The organism is Funiculus sociatus GB2-C1 (assembly GCF_039962115.1).
In the GTDB taxonomy this organism is placed as follows: domain Bacteria; phylum Cyanobacteriota; class Cyanobacteriia; order Cyanobacteriales; family FACHB-T130; genus Funiculus; species Funiculus sociatus.
The window spans coordinates 44,524-65,041 of sequence record NZ_JAMPKJ010000004.1; the positions used below are offsets into that span (position 1 = coordinate 44,524).

Below are 20,518 nucleotides of genomic sequence, written 5' to 3' on the forward strand. Positions count from 1 at the left end.
TTAAGACTTGTCGCTTACTTTTCCAGGCGGACTACATACCACTGTAAAAATTGTCCTGGCTCCATATCTAATTCGCAAGATGTGTCCATTAGGTACTGAGCTTGAGCCTGTACTAAGGGAAATTTTTGCAAGTCTCGCGGCAGGTTATCCTGACGAGTTACCAAAATTGCCTTGAGTTTTTCTAATAGTTCGGCGGCGCTGAGAAATTGTTCTGGTTGGTTGGGTTCTAGAACGACGAAGGCATCTTCTTGATACATTATGGAGTCAGGCATTTTGCGTTTTTTTATACTTGAGACATCTTGTTCAAGTGTATCGCCATAAACTGGCGGTTTTGATAGCGGTTTCAGAGTCAAGGAGCAAAAAAATAACCGCTGAGCGGTCTAGGAATGAGGTTAAGACAACTCAGCGGTTAACTCACGCTTATTAAGCTATTAGTTATTTAGGGCTAGGACAGCTTAGTTGGTCGCCGCCGCACCTTCAGCCTCTGGCTGGCTGGTTAATTCTGGAGTTGTGGTGGTGTTATTACCCAGGTTGAGTTTAACGACTGTACGCTTTGCTTCCGCTACCTTGGGCAGTGTCAGTGTCAAGATGCCATTGTTGAAGTCGGCTTTGACTTGATCGTTCTGAATTGGCACTGGCAGAGGAATCACGCGCTGGAAACTACCATAGCGGAATTCGGAGCGGAAGAAGCCTTTTTCTTCGGTCTTTTTCTCAAAGCGATGTTCGCCTTGAATAGCGATCGCTTCGCGGGTGACGCGCACATCCAGATCCTTGCCTTCTACGCCTGGAATTTCTGCCCGCAAAATCAGATTGTCTTCGGTGTCTTGCAGTTCAATCGCAGGTTGCCAGGTTTTACCAGACTGGCGATCGCTTCCGGCAATTTCATCAAACATTTGATCCATTTGACGACGCAGGGTTTCAATTTCTGAAAATGGTTGCCAACGAATCAGAGCCATAGGATAGTTCCTCCAATTTGTAGTGACTAATAAGAAAGAACTTTGTCAATGGGATTAGCTTTTAGTTCCCACAAATTTATGATGCCAAAACAGGGCGGTTGAATCGGTGAGGGAAACCGAAATAAATTTGGGAATCTTTCCGTATTGGCGATCGCGATCGCATTCTCCAGAACATAACCACTGAGCATCAACTAAAAACAACTAAGGCGGTGCTTCGCGAGCTTCTGTCACGTTGTGCAGCGTCAGCGTCAAGATGTAATTTGTCTTCCAGCTCAATTGTGGAATCGCGACTAAAGGCGAGCCTTTAGTTACACTTCTTTATAATTTTCCAGACAATAATACTTTGCCTGGGAGGGGAACCGCCTTTATGTAGGGGGATTTTCCAGGCTTCTGGGCATTGTTGCCGCATGGGGCAATCTATTACAGAGTTTGAAGTTCTGTAGCCTTTTGCAGAAGGGGACTCTGCGCCTGCGGTAAACTAAGCCAAGATTTCTCCTCGACATTAGAGAACACTAGGAAAGGAGCCGTTATTCAATGTCTCATAGCGTCAAAATCTACGACACCTGCATTGGATGCACCCAGTGCGTCCGCGCTTGCCCAACGGATGTCCTAGAAATGGTTCCCTGGGATGGCTGCAAAGCTCAACAGATTGCTTCCTCCCCTCGGACAGAAGACTGTGTAGGTTGCAAGCGGTGCGAAACTGCCTGTCCTACAGACTTTCTGAGCATCCGAGTTTACCTGAGTAATGCTGAAACCACCCGCAGCATGGGCTTGGCCTACTAAAAAGCTGGCTTGAAAACACTTTTTATCATCCAATTCCAAGGTACAGAGGGGGCAATTATGCTCTCTCTTTTTTTTATTCATAGCCATTCTCAGTCTCTGGTGGGGAATGAGTATAAGCGAGGCTCTACTTCGCGTGAAAACGCAAAAGAAGCCATAATTGAATGTTGGCGTAGGGGTGCTTAAGTGAGGCGAAGCCTTGCAGTAGGCATTTCCAGGACTCTCCTGAAGCGGCTTGACGCTGGGTGAATAGCCAAGTAGCGTTGTAAATTAGGTGAGAACAGGAGTGGTGTAATATATGTGCGGAATCGTCGGCTATATTGGCACTCAAGCAGCTACCGAAATTTTGCTCTCTGGGTTGGAGAAATTGGAGTATCGAGGCTACGATTCTGCCGGAATCGCTACAGTGACAGAAGGTGAGATCCACTGCGTTCGGGCGAAGGGGAAACTCTACAACTTGCGCGAGAAGCTAGAACGGGAAGTAAACCCGGCGAATATTGGCATTGGACACACTCGCTGGGCTACTCATGGTAAGCCTGAGGAATATAACGCCCATCCTCATATGGATACGGCGATGCGCGTGGCGGTGGTGCAGAACGGGATTATTGAAAATTATCGGGATTTGCGAGAGGAACTGAAGGCGCGGGGACACAAGTTTCGTTCGGATACTGATACTGAGGTGATTCCCCACTTAATCGCTGAGTTTTTATCCCACTCCGCTACACCAGGCTTTACCCACTCCTCCACTCTTTTCTTAGAGGCGGTAAGAGAAGCTGTTAATAAACTGGAGGGAGCGTTTGCGATCGCAGTTTTATCGGCAGACTACCCGGATGAATTGATTGTCGCACGGCAACAAGCTCCCTTAACTATCGGTTTCGGACAAGGGGAATTTTTCTGTGCTTCGGATACACCCGCATTGGTTCCCCATACTCGTGCAGTGCTAACTCTGGAAAATGGGGAATTGGCGCGGCTGACACCACTTGGAGTTGAGGTTTACAACTTTGCTGGCGAACGCTTGAAAAAGTCTCCCCGGACTCTAAACTGGAATCCCGTGCAGGTGGAAAAACAGGGATTCAAGCACTTCATGCTCAAGGAAATCTACGAGCAACCTGGGGTGGTACGCGCTTGTTTAGAGGCTTATCTGCACGCTGATTGGCATCCAGATAAGGATACGTCGCCGATTAATTTGGCTATCCCTGCGTCGTTGTACGATGACTTAGAACACGTTCAAATTCTTGCCTGTGGCACCAGTTGGCACGCTGCGCTGGTGGGGAAATACCTGCTGGAACAACTGGCGGGGATTCCGACTATGGTGCAGTATGCTTCTGAGTTTCGCTATGCACCAACGCCTTTAACTGTCAATACCCTAACAATAGGTGTTACCCAATCTGGGGAAACGGCTGATACGTTGGCGGCTTTGGCGATGGAAAAAAAGCGTCGCGAGGGTAAGCCTAGCCAGTTTCAGGTGCGGTTGTTGGGGATTAGCAACCGTCCGGAAAGTTCTTTAGGTCACTTGGTGCCTCAAATTATCGAAACCCATGCGGGGATGGAAATTGGGGTGGCGGCGACTAAAACTTTTGTGTCTCAATTGATGGCGTTTTACTGTCTGGCGTTGGATTTAGCTTATCGCCGCCAGACAATTACGCCAACTCGGTTAGATGAGATTTTGGTTGGTTTGCGGCAGTTACCAGCGCAGATTGAGCTGATTTTAGAGAGTCAGGAGCGGTATATTGAGCAGCTGACTCATGATTTTGCCGAAACTAAGGATTTTATCTTTTTGGGACGGGGGATTAATTTCCCAATTGCTTTGGAGGGGGCGCTGAAACTGAAGGAAATTAGCTATATCCACGCGGAAGGTTATCCGGCTGGGGAGATGAAGCACGGGCCGATTGCGCTGTTGGATGCTAAAGTTCCTGTGGTGGCGATCGCTATGCCGGGTAATGTGTACGAAAAGGTTCTCTCAAACGCCCAAGAAGCTAAGGCGCGGGATTCCCGTTTGATTGGTGTGACACCGATGAATGACCCGGAGGCGGCGGAAACGTTTGACGATTTGTTACCTGTTCCGGCTGTGGAAGAGTTGCTTTCGCCGATTTTGACGGTGATTCCGTTGCAGTTATTGGCTTATCACATTGCAGCGCGTCGCGGTTTGGATGTGGATCAGCCAAGGAATTTGGCAAAATCGGTGACAGTGGAATAGTCCAGAAGGTGCGATTAGCTGAAAATGCGATCGCACCTTTTAAAATACTTGGTGATAGTTATTTAAAATCTCTGGCGGACTTTGGAACTTATTGAGAATAGTCCAAGATGTGAATTGAAATCAAGTTTCAATGGCTAGTCCGGAATTATTATAGAGTTTTCCGGCTACACAATTTTAGCGATCGCTAAGTTGCTCGTGTTTCAATCCCTGATAGGGATTATAGAGTTTTCCGACAGTCATGAGCTTTGTCAATATCTGGCGTTTCGCTAATGTTTCAATCCCTGATAGGGATTATAGAGTTTTCCGACTTTCAAGGGAAAAGCTAAATCTTTTTTCTTGTATGTTTCAATCCCTGATAAGGATTATAGAGTTTTCCGACAGAAGAATTATTCTTGAGGGACTTACCTTTTTGTTTCAATCCCTGATAGGGATTATAGAGTTTTCCGACCGATGATGGCAAGGTGACAGCATCTATTGAGTTTGTTTCAATCCCTGATAGGGATTATAGAGTTTTCCGACACATCCAAAGCTATTTGCTCTAGCAGTTTCCATAGTTTCAATCCCTGATAGGGATTATAGAGTTTTCCGACTCCGACCCGTATCTTGGAATGATGCGCCAGGTATCGTTTCAATCCCTGATAGGGATTATAGAGTTTTCCGACACTGAAACTCAGAATGCGATTCAACTTTCCGCACTCGTTTCAATCCCTGATAGGGATTATAGAGTTTTCCGACTCGCTGGAGAGTTTAAGGATGGCAATATGCTGGCGTTTCAATCCCTGATAGGGATTATAGAGTTTTCCGACGGCAATAATCGCCTCGGCGTTGCTGGTGGGAGTGTTTCAATCCCTGATAGGGATTATAGAGTTTTCCGACTTGCAGCATAGCAACCATGCGGATGTGTTCTTTGTTTCAATCCCTGATAGGGATTATAGAGTTTTCCGACTGCTGGCGGGCGCTATCGGCGGCTTGCTGCTGGGTTTCAATCCCTGATAGGGATTATAGAGTTTTCCGACGGCTTGAGTTAAGCCTGCCAATACACCATACTGGCGTTTCAATCCCTGATAGGGATTATAGAGTTTTCCGACAAAATTTGGCATCAAATATCGATATGACTTTCTGGTTTCAATCCCTGATAGGGATTATAGAGTTTTCCGACGTGGACAGGGTCGGAAGCCTGGCAGTGGGCCAAAGTTTCAATCCCTGATAGGGATTATAGAGTTTTCCGACATTATCGGCAACATTAATTTTTGCGTTTTGCATACGTTTCAATCCCTGATAGGGATTATAGAGTTTTCCGACCCAATTGATTTGATTGACCCAGAATTACTGGAGGCGTTTCAATCCCTGATAGGGATTATAGAGTTTTCCGACTATTGCATCTATCTCTTCTTGGGTGCGAAGCTCTGCGTTTCAATCCCTGATAGGGATTATAGAGTTTTCCGACACATCAGCGACGCAGTTCTCGCTAAGATTGCTGCTCACGTTTCAATCCCTGATAGGGATTATAGAGTTTTCCGACAGTAGTGGCATGATAGTATGAAGGGAAGAAGATAGGTTTCAATCCCTGATAGGGATTATAGAGTTTTCCGACGCAACTGTGTTAATGATTCCCACGATATTTAATAGTTTCAATCCCTGATAGGGATTATAGAGTTTTCCGACCTTAAGTCTATCAAGTTCTGCATTTGCTTCTATCGTTTCAATCCCTGATAGGGATTATAGAGTTTTCCGACTATCAAAGCATTCTGCTCAGTTCCGAGAAATGGCGTTTCAATCCCTGATAGGGATTATAGAGTTTTCCGACTAATCCAGTCTCATCCGTTCTAATACTTCCTACATAACGTTTCAATCCCTGATAGGGATTATAGAGTTTTCCGACCGCCGGGGTATGAAAGCCTTGATATATGTAGTTTTCAAGGTTGGTTTGCGTAAATCTAGAGTCAATGTACCATTTCAGAGATCGGCTTGTCAAACGCTGAATTTTCAAAATTTCCTCAAAACCGCTTCTAGTAACGGTTACAGGGCTTGCTTGCGTCAACCTCTGATAGGGAGCGATCGCATTCAAATCTAGACGAGATAAACGTTTGAGCCAAAAAAATCGAACCCCTCAAAAAAACACCTACTGGTTGACGCAAGCATCAAGCAAAAAACACAGTAGTATCCATTGGAATTTCGCCACCGATGCGCTCAATCTTCGGCTGACAGCAACCACAGAGGAAATAAAAGCGAATGCTGTCTTGCTCTGGCTTAATCATCTTCGCCAGACGCGATCGCAATTTAGCATACTGCGTAGTAGTCAAGTCGCACTCAAACACAGAATACTGCATCCACTGTCCATAAGACTTGAGAATCTTATGAATCTTAGTGCGCCGACTGTCCTCAGATATATCGTAAGAAATTACAACAAACATATTGATTTTGTAATTTTCAACTTTGAATTTACTTTTGTAGAGACACGATTTCTCGCATCTTGTACGCAAATACACCACAGGAATTATATTCGCGGACTCATTAGGAGCATCCTCTACATTGCCAATATACGCCCACAACCTGAAGCTTGTGGCTATGCAAAAGAAGGCTTCGTTTGCATAGCCGCGAGTTTACTCGTTAGACGTTTTTACTTCAAAATCAACGGGGTATATTTGTCAACCTCTCCCATGAGATACTTTGCTAATAGACGAGCTTGAATTTCCATTGATTCTTGATAGGTACATTGCTTTTGCATTACCGGATGCGTAAACTTCTTTTGCTTCTTTTCTTGATACAAACGCAGAAAAGTGTGTAATCCCTCCTTAGTTAAAGAAACGGCGTTACTAACAGGTTCCGTCACAAAATCTGAAATTTTTAGTATCCGGAGATTGATTGCACCCAAAACCACAGAATCTACAATCAAAGGTCGAAACTCTTCCATTAAATCCAGAGCTAAAGATGGCCGTCCATAACGCTCTGTATGCAAGTATCCCAAATAAGGGTCAAAGCCAACAATATTTAAAGCGCCTTGGATATCGTGACGTAACAAAGAGTAACCCAAACTCAAAAGCGAATTTACCGGATCTGTGGGGGGACGACGATTACGGGTTTCAAAGCTAAAATCGTCAATGCGAATCAATCCATCAAAACACCCAAAATAAGCAGCACTACCAGCACCTTCATGACCTCTGATAGAATCAATTGAAGTAGCTTTATCAACGGATGCGATCGCATTCCTTAATTGAGCGATATTAGCACCCAAATCTAGTTCCGAATATCGCCGCTGTGCTTCTAATAAAGCAGTGCGGTAATTTTTAAGTTTACCTCTGACAAAACCTTGAGCTACGTGAATTGCTTTTGGCGATTCTCCATCAGATTTCCACTGTGCAGAACGAACGAAGATATTTTTACTCATTTCTGACTCCAATCTGGCAAGATATTTACCATTGATAGTTAAAAAAGTTAGAGGGATTTTGCGTTCGATAAGTTGCGCGATCGCATCAGGAGAGACAGTTGCTCGTCCCATGACCACCAAGCCATCAACTTTAATCAATGGCACGTCTAAAATAGTATTTTTCTCAACTTTAACTTTCAGACGTTCATCGATTTTACCGATAAAAGAATCATCCTGCGTAACGTAAACTGTCCCCATTATTTTCTCCAAAATTAACTAGCTTCTTGATAGCGCCCCACTTTGTCAGCCGCTTTCGGTAAACATTGCGAATAAAGACTGCATCCTTTGCAACGTTTGCTGTACAAAGGTTTTGGCATTATTCCAGTTTGTAGCAAGGTTTGTACAGATTCGATGGTAGCGATCGCGCTTTGTTTTAACTCTGGCGTAATTTCTACTAGCTGACGTTGATGAGATTGGGCATAATAAACATAGCCACAACTCACTTTTTTCCCCGTCATCTCTTCCAGACACAAAGCTTGGGCTACAACTTGCAATTCATCGTTGTCCCACTCACCTTTTTTTCCCCGCTTGTATTCAACCGGATACAATTCTCCTGAATCTAATTCAACCAAGTCAGATTTACCAATCAACTTGTATTCCTCAGACTTCAACCAAATTGCTCGGACTTGCCAAGTATCTTCGCGATTTCCTACTGAAAAACTATGAACGCGGTCGTGCAAGCTAGTACCTTCGATTGTGTATTGGTTATCAACAAACTCCACCGCACAAAACATTCGCCAACAACGATGAGGACAATAGCTATACTGGTTAAGCGAAGCAATGGGGATATATTCAGTATCTTTCATCTTCAGTTATTAGTTATTTAGGTAATCGTCGCATCATTCCCATACCCATCGGGGTCTTTCTTCCCACCCCACAATAAAGGGCAAAATCAGCCAAAACATTAAAATGTTTAATTGCCAAAGGAGTAACTTCTCCCATCAGTCGATAGCTAACTTCTCCCACAAGTCCGATAAACTTACTGCGAGAGTCAGCTAAAATTTCCGTATGAATATCAACAAAACTGGGAAAAACTGACTCAAGGGAAAGGTCAGTAATCTCGATTCCGCTGTATTTATTCCACCGAGACAAGAGACTATTAAACACAGATTCCCTGGTAGGGAGTGTGGTGTCATATTGTCCTTGACGAAAAGCAGTAGGCGTAGAGAAAGAGAAAGAAAGGACGCGATCGCTTTCACTTGCTTTCTCGTATAATTGAGCATAGCTACTAGCATTCGCCCAAACTTGAGTAGATTGAGTAGTTCCCTGAATACTTGTAATCTGCAAATCAGCGGGGCCAAGATGCCAAGGATGATTAGGATTTAGATTCAGCCAAAGTTGGGTAAGTTTGCCAAATAAAGTATCATCAAGTAGCGAAACGCGCCACCAACAAGGCGTACCAGCAGATATTGCAGTTTTGTGTTCCCATTGCAAGGTATTATCCCGTCGTTGATGTCTGCGGGGTGTTTGCAGGGGACTAAGAGTGAAAGCTTTGTCTGCACTAGCTTGATGGAGATAATCTCCCAGTTCGTAGTCCACAGAACTAACAAGCGTGAGAAATAGAGCGTGTAAGTGTCTTCCTGTCAAGTAATTTGGAGAAATCGGCGACAGAGGAAGTAAATTAAGAACTAAACTGTGAGGCATATACTTTCGGTAAACTAAGAAAAGTGTGGCTTAGGAGTTTCAGTCATGCAGATTGATAATTATGAAGAAGCGATCGCGTTAACCAAGAAGCTAGAGGAAAGCTTACCGATTATTGTTCGGCCCAGGAAACCTTTACTAAAAACACTCAGAGAACGAGGCGAAATGGTTACACCCGATCAGAAATTTACAGTTGAGTTGGTTAATTATTCCGGCGATATGGGAGGGATTACGTGCGCCTTAGCAGACGAAGCTGAGAAAAAGGAACGCTATGTAGTCTCGATTACTCATCTCAAAATTGACCCCAATCATCCTCTAAAAGACGAAGTAGAAGCCTATCAGCGCCAGCGCAACCAAATGTTAATGATTCAGGACAAGAAAGGTATAGCCGCCGAATTATTAGCAGCTAAATTAACAGGAAAGAAGAAAAAGCGGAGTCAAGGTTTTGGGCAGTAATTAACCACTAAATCGATATTCCATCCGCGCTGGAATTTTGATGTCATCAAATTGGTAGTATTCTCCTCGTATTTGTACATTTTGAATTAAGCTAACTGGAGGCATATTTACCACGTCATAGCTAATTACTTGATTAGTAAACATGACATCCAAAGGATTGAGAGGGTAAGCAACAGTGAATTCCCCGGTTTTCAATTTAATATCTGTGAACTCCTGAACGCTTACCTCAGCCTTACTCATCCACTTACCCAAGCGAATCCACTTAGGTAATTTCCATTTTCCGTCCTGTCGCTTGAGAGAACTACTAGAGATGATAAAAAACTCAAATTGGCTTTCAGGGGCAATTTCTTTGGCTCTACCAAAACTAGGAATATTCTTCTGAGTTTTTTCCATCTCTACATGGTAGTTGTTGTTAGCATACTTCCATGTATTGAGAGTAGAAGAGTGAGATAGCGATCGCGCTGGCGTTACATAAATTCCTTGTTGATTCAGCGGCGTTAAATGCTCCTCATATTTCGGAACTTGTTCCGGGCAAAAATAGCGGTAGGAGTGTTCTTCAGGAACGGTGGTGGAATAGATTTCACTATCCACCAACCCCAGCGCATAACAAAGCGCATAATTATGAATTACAGGCTCTGTTTCATAGAGTCTTCCTATCTCGCGAGTCGCATAATACATACTATCGTGCAACTCTAATTGACAGCGGTAAATAATCGCCATTGCTATTACCCCGCTTTACCAGCTTTACCTACTTTTGCTTTATCAGCTTCAGGCTTCTGTTTAATATGCTTTTTGGCATAGGCTTTAGCCTCCGCATCAGCTTTCTGCAAAACCTCCTTAATGCCTGCTTCACCCCCGGTGAATGTTTTCACCTCATTTAACAGAGCAGTAAACTGAGTCCCAATGAAATCGGTATGCACAATAAATTCCTCAGACATTAAGGTTTCAATTGCACTTGTAGCAGCAGCAATCACATCATCTTCATTCAGTGGATCGCGGGAGTTAATTTTATTATCGGCTTGCAGTTTGTCGTAAATTGCTTGAGTCCACAGCAAGTTACTGATAATTTCGCCATCCGCAAATACCACACCGATTAATTGATTGCGAACTCTACCTGTACGGGTAGTTTGAGCGCCATAGTGTCGAGTTCTCAGAATGTTGTTGAGAACGTACAAAAAACCAGCTTCAGTTGGATCTTTTAAAGTCACAATACTGGGGAAGAAAACCTGGGGCTTGATGTGATCTTGTTGATTGATGCGGCTAGTCACCTCTCCTGGTTTAGAACCAGCTTCGCCCTTAGAAGCCATCGTACCGTTCTCAAAAGGAGCATTCAGGGTAAAAGTTTCGTGAGATTCATCAAAAGCGGTTATTGAAAATGCTGTATCAACTACTACTTTTGACTTTTCAGAACCAGAGTCACCGATTGCAAATCCGTAAATAATACAATCAGGATTATCCATCGCAAACTTAACGTTATATTCGCAATCCTCAGCCGTCATCAATCCATAGTTTCGTAATAACTCTCGTCCCACTAAACGTTCTGGCGTAGATTGCTTACGCTTAAACATTGTGAGGCGACTGATGGGTGCTTGGTTTTCTGCTTTAATTCCTGCTCTCACCCGTGCCTTGTTCAATTCTCCATCAGTTTGAAAGAGGGGATAGGATTCAGTGATACGCACAGTTAGGAAATGAGCATATTTCCCCATTGGTTTGTAGGGAATTTCAGTGTGGAAGAACTTGGAATCAACGGTTTTGAGAAAAGACATGATGAGTTATCCTAAAGATGAGTAGTTGAAAAACTAGGCAATAAGAACCTGAACAAGAATTCGCATTAGTGTATCTAAATCATCTGGAACTCGATAAAGATTTAATCCCTGCTCGATTTCTTTTGTTTCTCGGTGTAAACGACCGAATTGCCAAATAGTCCCAGTAGTTACCGCACCGAGCAGAACTGATTGTTCAGGAGTTTTATCCCACTGATCGAGGGCAATCATTTCTGCTATAAGTTGTGTAAAACCGTAGTCTAAATCTTCGCGCTTTGCTTCAATTACTAGCAACTCCGTTTTACTTTTTAGAAGATAATCTAAGTAACCTTGCAATTGCTCATTAATTTTGATGGGATACTCAATTCTCAATTGAGCTTTAGTGTATTGAACTAACTGCAAGAGTACCTGTGAAATCAAAACCTCACGTCGAGAGGTTTCGCTGGACAAATCAACGTAAGGAAGCACTGCGTCAATGCGGTTTTTGAGGTTCTCTAAATCTTCTAATTCATGCTGATATTGAGGCAAATCCAAGCGTTTACGAGTCAAACTATATCCAAACTCATTGGCTAAATCATCGGCAAGAATCCTTAATTCAAAGATTTTACTAAATGTATAAGATTGATTTGGGGCTAAAACGCGCATATTACTGACATTCCTTGCTTTCTAGGTTCTCGATTCATCTTCATCTGCATCACTATCATTGCTGTCTTCAATCTGTGCAGCAGCGATGCGATTTTCTTTGTCATCTTCTAGGCGATATAGAAACTCACAAGTATCTCGAATTAGGTTAATTTGTCGTCCGGCTAAACGTGCGCGATCGCCTGCAAAAGATTTCTCAAATACCTCCTCAACAAAGTATCGAGCAAAATCCAAAATTGCCTCTCGTTCTTCTTCCCTCTTCTTAAATATCCAGCGCCCCTCTGCTGTAGAAGCATGAACACGATCCATCAACTTAGAAACTTCAGCCGCCACCATATCAACTCTCACGGAACCTTGAAAACTTAAATCAGCTTCAAGAATAGTTTTTGCAGCAATGTCAATAGGTTTTAATACTGCATTTGCCTTGGGATTATATCGCTTATTGGCTCTATAAAATTTGCGATATAATTCCGTCAGCTTTTTCGGATGATTTAAACTTGATTCTTCTCCCACAGTCAATTCCTCCGAATTAGGATTATATTTGGCGTAAGGGTCAAAGCAGGGATAAAAGTGATAGGCATAAAGCTTGACTTTCTCAATTCGTGCTGTTTCAACATTTTGGTTACGCACCCAACGATTTAAGTAGCTAAATACATAGAGTGGGCTGGTTTCAAAATCTTTTGCCAGTTCTGTAAAACGTCCCCAGTTGGAGTCATAACCAGATTTTCCTTGTCTAGCATTAACATCAAGGTGAATAGCATAGGCGGCTGTTAGAACATTAAGGGGTGCGGAATATTCCTTCCCGTCTTCCGTCCAACCTTCAAGAATGTAGTCAAGACGGAAGCGATCGCGTTTCATCAGCACTCTAAAAGCTTGTGGCGCACTGTCGAGAAATACGCTTTCTTCAAACTCCGCACCATCATTAAAAGGTGGAATTGGCGACTCTGAAACTACCGTTTTGACATCCAGAATCATCGGGAAGGCAAAAGCTAACCAGCTAGGCATTACCCAAGATTCGGTGTCAGTTCCGTCTCGTCCCGGAGGTAGCGCCATGAAGTAGAATGTTAGTGGCTGGTCTTCTGGGTAAGAAAGTTTGAAGGTTCGGTCTTTCCCTGGTTCGATATTTTCATTTATTAGGAAAGCATCTACACTTTGGTAGCGATCGCGTTCTAAATTCGCTTGCAAATCCTTACTGATAAAGTGATTGCGAATGCTGGTATCAAAGCGAGTTTGTGCAATGCCACTATATGCCTTTTGTAGAAACTTGTTCGTCTCTGGGGTGAAGTAATAAGTGGGGTAGAAATAAAGATAGCGATATTTACCATCCTCAAATCGCTTACCCACCGCCTGCGTCTGGTTCATCAGAATTTGCCTCAGCATCATCTCTAAACCTGCAATACTAGAAATATTGCGTTTAGCGTTAGAACCACCCAACATTTGTTTATTGGTATAAACCTGGGGTGTAAATAAAACCGCTGACTCCATCTGCTCAGTTACAGTATAGGGAGAATGAGAAATAGAGCAGATTAGCTGTCGTCCTCTCCCCTGTTTTTTAGCTAACTGATAGCCTGACAATTCCTGTAGGAATACTTCAGCAGATCCTTTGGTAGATGTGGATTTTCCGGGTAGCATGACAACTCGCGTCACCCAAAGCCGCAAATCATCCCAACCATCAGGTAACTGGTACTGTGAAACAATGGGTTTAATGAGTTGGGAAATGTGAGCGATCGCTTCCTCACAAATATGACGAACATCCTCTGGATTTAAACCAGGATTAGTCTTTAAATACTTTGCTGCTAAGTAGTACCATTCATAAGGAACGCCGCCAGTATTGCCCTTTAGCTTGTGTTCTTTCAGGCTCTCATTAATTCGCTGAATTTCGCGGATTGAAGGTAAATACTCTGAGAGGTTCCAAAACTTAGCAATTTCCTCGACAATATCTAGATGAGGTAATTCTGGGAGTTTTTTATCTTTCTTCCGCTCAACTTCAATTACATTAACCCGTTCTTCCCAAATTTTGCGACTGATTAAATCTCCAAATTCAGCAATTTGGTCAATCCGAATGTCGTCATCAAAATTAAAACTATAATCAGCCGACAAAACATTCTGCTGCTGAAATTTGATGAGATTATCACTGCGGCTTTTGGCAACAGAACTTTTAATGGGATTTAGAATCCTCAGTGTGGCACTCAGGGCGACTTGCATTAAACCTGTATCGTCAAAAAACAAGTTGTAATATTCTGCATACTTCATTCCTTTGCCATCTCTGCTAAAACCTGTTTGCCGGCTCCGTAGCTGACTTGCACACAGTTCTTTAATCTTCGTTACCACCCGTTTTGGTAAATCCTCAACTGGAACAGGGGGCGCATCCCGCCGAGCTAAATAGATTACACCAGTTGGCAAATATAGCAGTGGTTCATAGTAGGTGCAATCCTCCGTATTAAGGCTAATGTGCGCTTCCATCAAAGCGTTATTCACTACATTTGTGAGTACGCCTCGGTTCTCTGCAATGCTGTGGTAAGTAAATTTTAGTTGTCCATCACTTAGGCTATGGATTAACTCATTTAGCCTTGTATTTTCAGCATCTTGGGGATGTTTGATAATTGAAGCTAGGGAATCAGCTAAACAGGTTAAATCTGAAAGACTGCGAAGAGTGCGATCGCGTAATACTGGATTTAGCCCAAATTCCGAAAAGTTCCAGTTCGTATCCCAACGCCGTTGAGCGTTATAAGCGATACAGAGCAAATCATCTAGGTACTCTCGATAAGCTTCTGGCTCATCAGGATTGATGAAGCGATCTAAACCTAGCTGACGGACTTTTTCATCAATAATTTGACGATGTTGTTCTAGCGGTAGCTTGCGACAATCAGCAGGAGCATCCGGGAATTTCTCAAAGTCATGCAAAATAAACCCAGCAATTAGCATCCGCCGTTCTCGTTCCCGAACCACTCGCTGCACGGTGGTATTAAGTTTTTCCAACCGTTGCTCAATTAAATTCGTTGGAAATAGTCCATTGAGTAAATGGGTATTGAGTGATTGATCGCCTGCATTGTCTCGTCTGACTCTCCGTTTTCCTTCAGCTTCTCTCTGTCGGTCAATTTCATCAAAAAACTTACCACCTTTGGCAGTAACGCCAATTGCTACTCGCAGCAGATTAGGTAATACATACTCAGCAAAGTCACTCATCACGCGATCGCCAGGATTCTGAGTCTGAATCGCCTCTCGCAGTAGCTTGAGCGTCAGTAACTCACGCGCTTGAGGTTCAACAGTGCGATCGCTAGGTTCAAAGTTAACTTCTGAATCCTCATCGTGTAACCAATCATCATCGTCATACTCTTCGGTTAACCTCTCCCCCAACCCCTCTCCTGCAAGGAGAGGGGAGTCCCGCTCCCCCATTCCCTTGTAGGGAAGGGGGACTGGGGGGGTTAGGTCTGATTCATCTTGATGATCAAATAGCGATAACTGTTTTTCTTCCTGCTCAGAGCTTTTACGTTTCTTAGCCATCTTCTCCCTCTAATAAAATCTTCTTCTTTGACACTTACTTTTCTGTAGGCTCAAGTAATCGGTATCGCTCGATATACTCTAGAGTAAGTAGGCGGATGTAATCCAGAAGCTCGAAGAACTGCTTGATTTTGGGATACTCATCTCCTGAGTTGCGATACCAGCTCACAATGCAATCAACATCGAAGATACTCAACTGGTGTAAGTGGTTAATTGCTTCTTGAGATTTCTGACGGATGTAGCCGTATTCAGTAATCTGACTAACGTACCCAGAAATATAAGTTGAAAGAAGTTCTAGTTGGCTCCAAACTGTGTATTCTTGTTCCGAGTCTTTCTCTGCTTCCCACAGTTTACGCCGTTCGTCTTTAATCGATTTTTCATAAGCAAATAAGCGACTTTTAAGCTCAAAAAGCCGATTACGTTCAAAAAGTTCAGCTTCGCGTTGCTCCATATTAATATTCCTCTAGTTAGAACTTTTTTAACTATTAAAGCCGTAGGTAATAATCTTCCCTTCTGGTGTTTCAATGAGATATTCTCCACTGCTTCTAATTTCCCATCTCACTGTACCCACCTCGCTAGAACCTATACGTGGAATTCGGACTGCTTTAGATTTGTCAAATGTCGATGCGTTCCGCAAATAGTCTAGGGAGTCGTAATTTTTTCTAAAAGAGTGATCGAGAATGCTTGCTGCAACATCTGCATAGGTTGCTGGACTCCACTGTTTCATGAGTTCTTGCATTTCATCAATTTCTTCTTGCGTTCTTCCCTCAAACAGTCGTCGTTCGGATGGTGACAAATTCAGTTCATAGGCTTCCTTTATTTGGCTGGAGAGTTCCTCAAGTTCAGTCTCGGCTTCCATCAGCAGGTTTTCGCGATCTAAGCCGACGAGAGGGTTTGCTTCGGCATTAGCTGCCATCTCAGCGACCTGCCTATACTTTTCTGCGATCGCACTCAATCGGTTTGCCAAATCTGCATTTTCGGGCTTTTCTAAAAATGCTCCATAAATTTCGTGAATTTGGCGTATCGCTTCCTGACCTTCCGATTCGTTGGGCATTTTTAATGAAGTAGTTTCACCCTTACGACTCCACTGGTAAGAATTCAATTCGCTCGTGACCGACGACGCGACGCGCATAGACCAAACAAGCTTCTACATCTTCCCGTTCTAACCAGGGATAACCCTCTAGCAGAGTCTCGACGGTATCACCCGCCGCCAGCATTCCTAAAATATGCTCAACCGCCAGCCGACGACCCCGAATAATCGGCTTACCTCCAAAGATTTTGGGGTTAACTGTAATCCTCTGTAATAGTTTTTGCTGGTTCATTTTTGACCTCCAAAATGTTGAAGTGTGAAGAAGGAGGCTTTTGAACTGATTGATTCTCAGCCCCCATTAAGAGTTATGCTGCCAACCTCATCCGCTCTTTAGGCGTTTTGTAAGATTGCTCTGGAAACAGATCGAGTTCCAGTTGTTTGTACTGGACGCATTGCCGAACTGCCTCGAACTGCTCTTCCTCACGATCAATCGCCGCAGGCTGCTCAGATGTGTAAGCACGCAGATCGAAGAGTTCTAGCTGCTTATGGTTTCCCATATAGCTGAACCTCCATTCAGATTTTGTGAATGGTGACTTTTGTCCTCAAAGAGGCGTGTTAGCGTTAGACGGATGCTAGTGTTAGTCGCAACAGTAGGGTGGAAGTAGGAAATAAATCCTACTCTCAATCCTATGAACGTTGGACAAGTGTAGGCATCGGAACAACGAAGCTCGGTCTCTGTACTTGAAGGCTGACGCCACCATCTAGACGTTAGCACAGGTTTATTAAGTTCAGTATGTGAAGACAAGAGTAATTTTTGAGTCTCTTCCTCTGTATAATTAAAACTGGAGGGTAAAAATGTCGTTTTCAGATTTTCGAGCGACCTGTAATCCCTATCAGGGATTGAAATTTCGCCCACTGAACTTGTAGGCTTACGCCCTCCCACTGAACTACAGTGACCTAAATCCCTATCAGGGATTGAAACTATCCAGCAATCCATATCTCATCTCCTTTGCTTTTGAACCAGTAAGCAAGGGTATCCAGCAATAAAGCTGACTGGCTGAAGGCAATAGAATAGGGTGCAGTTGTATCGTGTAAACTATACTGGTCGCTAATTGGGTAAATTGCAAAGTGCATGGGGAGTCTAAGCCTTGATCGCACCTCCGCCACCGGACGACGCAGCACATAACAAACTAACGCTTCCTTCTTCAGCCGCTCGTCGATTTTATAGATCCAAGAGTTCTTAGGTTGCCAAACTCCGATACCTGTCAAAACCTGAACCTTCCAAGCATCTGCGATCGCGTCCAACTTGCCTGAATAGGTAAATCGCCAGTTCAGCCGTTCCTCCCGATAAGCCTTTAACTTCATAAAGGCGAGACAGTGTGCAAATCGACCTTTGGGAATAGGTTGTCCCAGGCGTTCAGCGGTTTGAAGAAGCGATCGCATAAACTCTGCTTCTGTCATCACCTCAATTTCCAGATTGCCCAAAATCCCTGGTAAATCGTAGGTTTTAAACCTATCTATCTCATTGGGTTCTGTTAGATCGTAAATACCACACTGGAGAGGACTAAAGCCTCTGAAACTAGCAGCATCCTCAGCAATTGGATTCCCCTTACTGTTACCTGAAAGTTCCTGCCACTCTCTTTTCCATGCCTCACTACGACCAAATACCTTTTTCAAGCTAGTATTAAACACTTCTTCGCAAGCTGCCTGAAAAGCCTTCTGACTACTTTCATACTGCTGCTTAATCGTCTTATGTCTTAGCTGTTGGCAAAGCCGCATTGACTGAACTGCACCCCAGCGAGAGTAATATCCTTCAAAATCGTTGATTATTCGATAGTTCTCACGAATTTGATTGTGGAAGAAGGAACGGTCATAAATGCCAGTTGCTTCTAAAGGTGGAGAGTCACCTATAAACAGTTTTTCCACTATAAAATTGGGTACGAGTGCGTATGCTGTGAAAGTTCCAAAAGTAATCTTTTGTCCATTCCGTTCATAACCATCATGCCGTCCTAATCTTCCTAAGCGCTGAATGAAGCTACCTGCATCAGCTGATTCAAAGATTAGAAAATTAATCTTGAAATCAACGCCGACATCAATCGTGCTAGTGCCGAGAACCAAGTCAGCTTGTAGCGATCGCTCTTTTTCCTCCTTCCCAGATAAACCCGTATTCTCCCCAACTACCAAACCATAAGGCTGCAACAGTTCCCGAAAGAACGATGTAAGACGCTTCACCGCAGCAATTGAGTTGAGAATGATTGCCCCTTTGCTACCTGGATGCTGCTGAAAGTGAGCCAGAATGAGATTACTGTTATCTTTCAACCAAGTTTCAGAAGCCTTATTGCTGGATTCCAAACAGATAAACTGAAAAGAAATTTCTCGTGATACCTGTCGCCATCCTTCTTCTTGTAACTGGTGACACTGAGCCTCTGTATCTGGAAACTGATATTTATTCTCCTCAATTGGGTTAATCTCCTTGCACCGGAATCCAGCTAACTTTAGTCGCTCTATCAGTTGTTTATTTGGAGTCGCTGAGAGGAATAGAAACTTTTTGTAGCGATTGGTATTCTTGATTAACAGCATTGTGTTAATCACGCTGGCAATTTGCGGAGCCTGAAAAACATGAAATTCATCAAAGATAAATAAATCAAAATCCTTGTCAATCCGGTTCCACAGCTTGTCAGGACTATCATCACGAGTTAAGTATGCACCTCGATGCAAGTAGTGGAGGATATCTGGGTTCGCCAGCAGAATTTCTGCTTGACCTGTACGAGTAGTAATTGCAGCTGCTTTCTTTAGTCCTTCATTTTCTGCATAAATCTCTAATTCTTGCCCGCTGAGTCTAACTACGCGCGGCTTAATTTTAAGCTGAAATTTTTCAATATAGTCCTGAATTTGCGTTTCCTGATCGCGGGCAAGTTCATTAGTTGGATATAGACCGATTGCCAAAAAGTCTGTTAGCAGTGTCTCTAGATAAGCTGCCAAGCTTTTTCCGTCCCCCGTCATTGCCGTGTTAAAGATAACGTCAATATTCGGGTCACGTATTGCCTCCAAAGTAGCAGCTTGATGCCAGGAAAGCGACCAACCATCCGGTAGCTTTACGCCCTTCGGTGTTTTTAACGCGGGGCAAGAATAAACAGGCTTGAGAGTAATTCTATAATCGGACATATACTTACTTTGTGTCCGTAACTTGTTGTTATTTCTTATATTGGCATTCAAAATAGAGGTTGACAAGACATGTCTGTGTAAAAGTGTCCGTATAAAATGAGTCGAAAAGGTCAGTCTATAACCCTGTCAATTTCAGAACGCGACAAAGCCGAGTTAGAAGCGATCGCCCTAGAACTGGGCATGATGTGGGGCGATCGCCCAAACATTTCTAAGCTGGTAGAAGCGATCGCCCGTCGCCAACTCCTCATCGGTCATAACAATGAATGGTCAGAAACTCGCATCAGAGCGCTAGAACGAGCTGTCAGTGCTTTGACCGACATTGGACAGATTGAACAAGCCCAAATTATTGCTAACTTACTTCTCGAACGTAGCGAACTATCATTGCCTTTGCGACGAGAAATAGAACGTTTCTTAGAGAATCTGCCTCCACCTTGGCGGTTGGAGATTGACCGCTATATCCGCCGGAACTCGCCGTTTCAACTGTCCTATCAAGATGCAGCTGGACGCTTATGGAACTTTACTGTCCGCCATGCTAAAGTTACCCCTCACGAAAAACGACAATATCTTGATTGCTGGTGTGAGGAGACGGAGGGAAACCTAGATATACCAGAATTGGTTCACAACTGGAGTCTGCGTTTAGACCGCATCCAAGAAGCTGCGGTGATGCCTGTTGCGGGTAAGTGGCTACCTGATTTGGATCGGGTAGAGGTGGAAATGCACCTATCAGGTGGCTTAGCTTTTGCCTATAAAGCTAAACCTGAAGATATTGCTAATGACTGGTTAGCCGATAGACAGCGAGTGCGGCGAGTAGTTAGGAAAGTATCTAGTAGCTTCTGGTTTATCCGAGAAGTCATGCAGTATGCGCCAGACTGTGTGGTGGTGTCGCCGGAGTCCGTGCGCGAACAAGTGAAGCAGAAGCTGCGATCGCTCTTGGAACAGTACGATATGCAAATATAACTT

The 20,518-nt window shown here is 43.7% G+C and carries 20 protein-coding genes and 1 CRISPR repeat array; of the genes, 4 read left to right on the forward strand and 16 right to left on the reverse strand.

Annotation, left to right across the window (positions count from 1 at the left end):
- Positions 1 to 14 precede the first annotated feature (14 nt).
- From NDI42_RS03345 to NDI42_RS03355, 3 genes are all read right to left on the reverse strand, one after another.
- Entirely contained in the window at positions 15 to 272 is a 258-nt protein-coding gene (locus NDI42_RS03345) for a CRR7 family NDH-1 assembly protein (RefSeq protein ID WP_190451463.1), read from the reverse strand.
- Positions 273 to 455: 183 nt separating this feature from the next.
- On the reverse strand, positions 456 to 956 hold the full coding sequence (locus NDI42_RS03350; RefSeq protein WP_190451330.1) for an Hsp20/alpha crystallin family protein: 501 nt from the start codon (positions 954 to 956) through the stop codon (positions 456 to 458).
- 26 nt (positions 957 to 982) lie between these two features.
- Positions 983 to 1,144: a hypothetical protein gene (locus NDI42_RS03355; RefSeq protein ID WP_190451332.1), complete on the reverse strand. Its 162-nt coding sequence runs from the start codon at positions 1,142 to 1,144 to the stop codon at positions 983 to 985.
- A gap of 346 nt (positions 1,145 to 1,490) precedes the next feature.
- On the opposite strand from NDI42_RS03355, the gene psaC reads away from it, so the two are divergent.
- Positions 1,491 to 1,739: a photosystem I iron-sulfur center protein PsaC gene (gene psaC, locus NDI42_RS03360; RefSeq protein ID WP_190418540.1), complete on the forward strand. Its 249-nt coding sequence runs from the start codon at positions 1,491 to 1,493 to the stop codon at positions 1,737 to 1,739.
- A gap of 295 nt (positions 1,740 to 2,034) precedes the next feature.
- A complete protein-coding gene (gene glmS, locus NDI42_RS03365; protein ID WP_190451333.1) occupies positions 2,035 to 3,933 on the forward strand; it encodes a glutamine--fructose-6-phosphate transaminase (isomerizing) in 1,899 nt (632 codons plus the stop codon).
- Between the two features lie 197 nt (positions 3,934 to 4,130).
- A CRISPR array of direct repeats spans positions 4,131 to 5,815; the repeat unit is 37 nt; unit sequence GTTTCAATCCCTGATAGGGATTATAGAGTTTTCCGAC.
- A gap of 259 nt (positions 5,816 to 6,074) precedes the next feature.
- Here the strand turns inward: glmS and cas2 are convergent.
- The 4 genes from cas2 to cas6 all read right to left on the reverse strand — a co-directional run bounded on the left by cas2 (position 6,075) and on the right by cas6 (position 9,004).
- A complete protein-coding gene (cas2, locus tag NDI42_RS03370; RefSeq protein WP_190418536.1) occupies positions 6,075 to 6,347 on the reverse strand; it encodes a CRISPR-associated endonuclease Cas2 in 273 nt (90 codons plus the stop codon).
- Between the two features lie 206 nt (positions 6,348 to 6,553).
- Entirely contained in the window at positions 6,554 to 7,558 is a 1,005-nt protein-coding gene (gene cas1d, locus NDI42_RS03375) for a type I-D CRISPR-associated endonuclease Cas1d (protein ID WP_190418534.1), read from the reverse strand.
- A 14-nt stretch (positions 7,559 to 7,572) separates the two neighbouring features.
- Entirely contained in the window at positions 7,573 to 8,166 is a 594-nt protein-coding gene (gene cas4 / locus NDI42_RS03380) for a CRISPR-associated protein Cas4 (protein WP_190418533.1), read from the reverse strand.
- Positions 8,167 to 8,179: 13 nt separating this feature from the next.
- Positions 8,180 to 9,004, reverse strand: coding sequence for a CRISPR-associated endoribonuclease Cas6 (cas6, locus tag NDI42_RS03385; protein ID WP_190451336.1), 825 nt, complete (start codon positions 9,002 to 9,004; stop codon positions 8,180 to 8,182).
- Positions 9,005 to 9,049: 45 nt separating this feature from the next.
- On the opposite strand from cas6, the gene NDI42_RS03390 reads away from it, so the two are divergent.
- The gene (locus NDI42_RS03390) at positions 9,050 to 9,457 is read left to right on the forward strand and encodes a hypothetical protein (RefSeq protein ID WP_190451337.1); all 408 of its coding nucleotides are present in this window, start codon (positions 9,050 to 9,052) and stop codon (positions 9,455 to 9,457) included.
- On the opposite strand, the gene cas5d is transcribed toward NDI42_RS03390, so the two are convergent.
- From cas5d to cas3, 9 genes are all read right to left on the reverse strand, one after another.
- The gene (gene cas5d, locus NDI42_RS03395) at positions 9,458 to 10,177 is read right to left on the reverse strand and encodes a type I-D CRISPR-associated protein Cas5/Csc1 (protein ID WP_190451340.1); all 720 of its coding nucleotides are present in this window, start codon (positions 10,175 to 10,177) and stop codon (positions 9,458 to 9,460) included.
- 5 nt (positions 10,178 to 10,182) lie between these two features.
- Positions 10,183 to 11,223 carry a type I-D CRISPR-associated protein Cas7/Csc2 gene (gene cas7d / locus NDI42_RS03400; RefSeq protein WP_190451342.1) on the reverse strand — a complete coding sequence of 347 codons (1,041 nt, stop codon included), beginning with the start codon at positions 11,221 to 11,223 and terminating at the stop codon, positions 10,183 to 10,185.
- A 33-nt stretch (positions 11,224 to 11,256) separates the two neighbouring features.
- Positions 11,257 to 11,865, reverse strand: coding sequence for a hypothetical protein (locus tag NDI42_RS03405; RefSeq protein WP_190451344.1), 609 nt, complete (start codon positions 11,863 to 11,865; stop codon positions 11,257 to 11,259).
- 21 nt (positions 11,866 to 11,886) lie between these two features.
- Positions 11,887 to 15,366 carry a type I-D CRISPR-associated protein Cas10d/Csc3 gene (gene cas10d / locus NDI42_RS03410; RefSeq protein WP_242017473.1) on the reverse strand — a complete coding sequence of 1,160 codons (3,480 nt, stop codon included), beginning with the start codon at positions 15,364 to 15,366 and terminating at the stop codon, positions 11,887 to 11,889.
- Positions 15,367 to 15,400: 34 nt separating this feature from the next.
- Positions 15,401 to 15,814, reverse strand: a complete 414-nt coding sequence (locus NDI42_RS03415; protein WP_190451346.1) for a hypothetical protein — start codon at positions 15,812 to 15,814, stop codon at positions 15,401 to 15,403.
- A 27-nt stretch (positions 15,815 to 15,841) separates the two neighbouring features.
- Positions 15,842 to 16,417, reverse strand: coding sequence for a hypothetical protein (locus NDI42_RS03420; RefSeq protein WP_199310951.1), 576 nt, complete (start codon positions 16,415 to 16,417; stop codon positions 15,842 to 15,844).
- A gap of 22 nt (positions 16,418 to 16,439) precedes the next feature.
- On the reverse strand, positions 16,440 to 16,685 hold the full coding sequence (locus NDI42_RS03425; RefSeq protein ID WP_190451347.1) for a DUF433 domain-containing protein: 246 nt from the start codon (positions 16,683 to 16,685) through the stop codon (positions 16,440 to 16,442).
- Between the two features lie 73 nt (positions 16,686 to 16,758).
- Positions 16,759 to 16,950 (reverse strand): hypothetical protein, encoded by a 192-nt coding sequence (locus tag NDI42_RS03430; protein ID WP_190451348.1) that lies wholly within the window; start codon positions 16,948 to 16,950, stop codon positions 16,759 to 16,761.
- Between the two features lie 424 nt (positions 16,951 to 17,374).
- Positions 17,375 to 19,558, reverse strand: a complete 2,184-nt coding sequence (cas3, locus tag NDI42_RS03435) for a type I-D CRISPR-associated helicase Cas3' (protein WP_190451349.1) — start codon at positions 19,556 to 19,558, stop codon at positions 17,375 to 17,377.
- Positions 19,559 to 19,654: 96 nt separating this feature from the next.
- On the opposite strand from cas3, the gene NDI42_RS03440 reads away from it, so the two are divergent.
- A complete protein-coding gene (locus NDI42_RS03440; RefSeq protein ID WP_190451350.1) occupies positions 19,655 to 20,515 on the forward strand; it encodes a WYL domain-containing protein in 861 nt (286 codons plus the stop codon).
- The last annotated feature ends 3 nt before the right edge of the window (positions 20,516 to 20,518 follow it).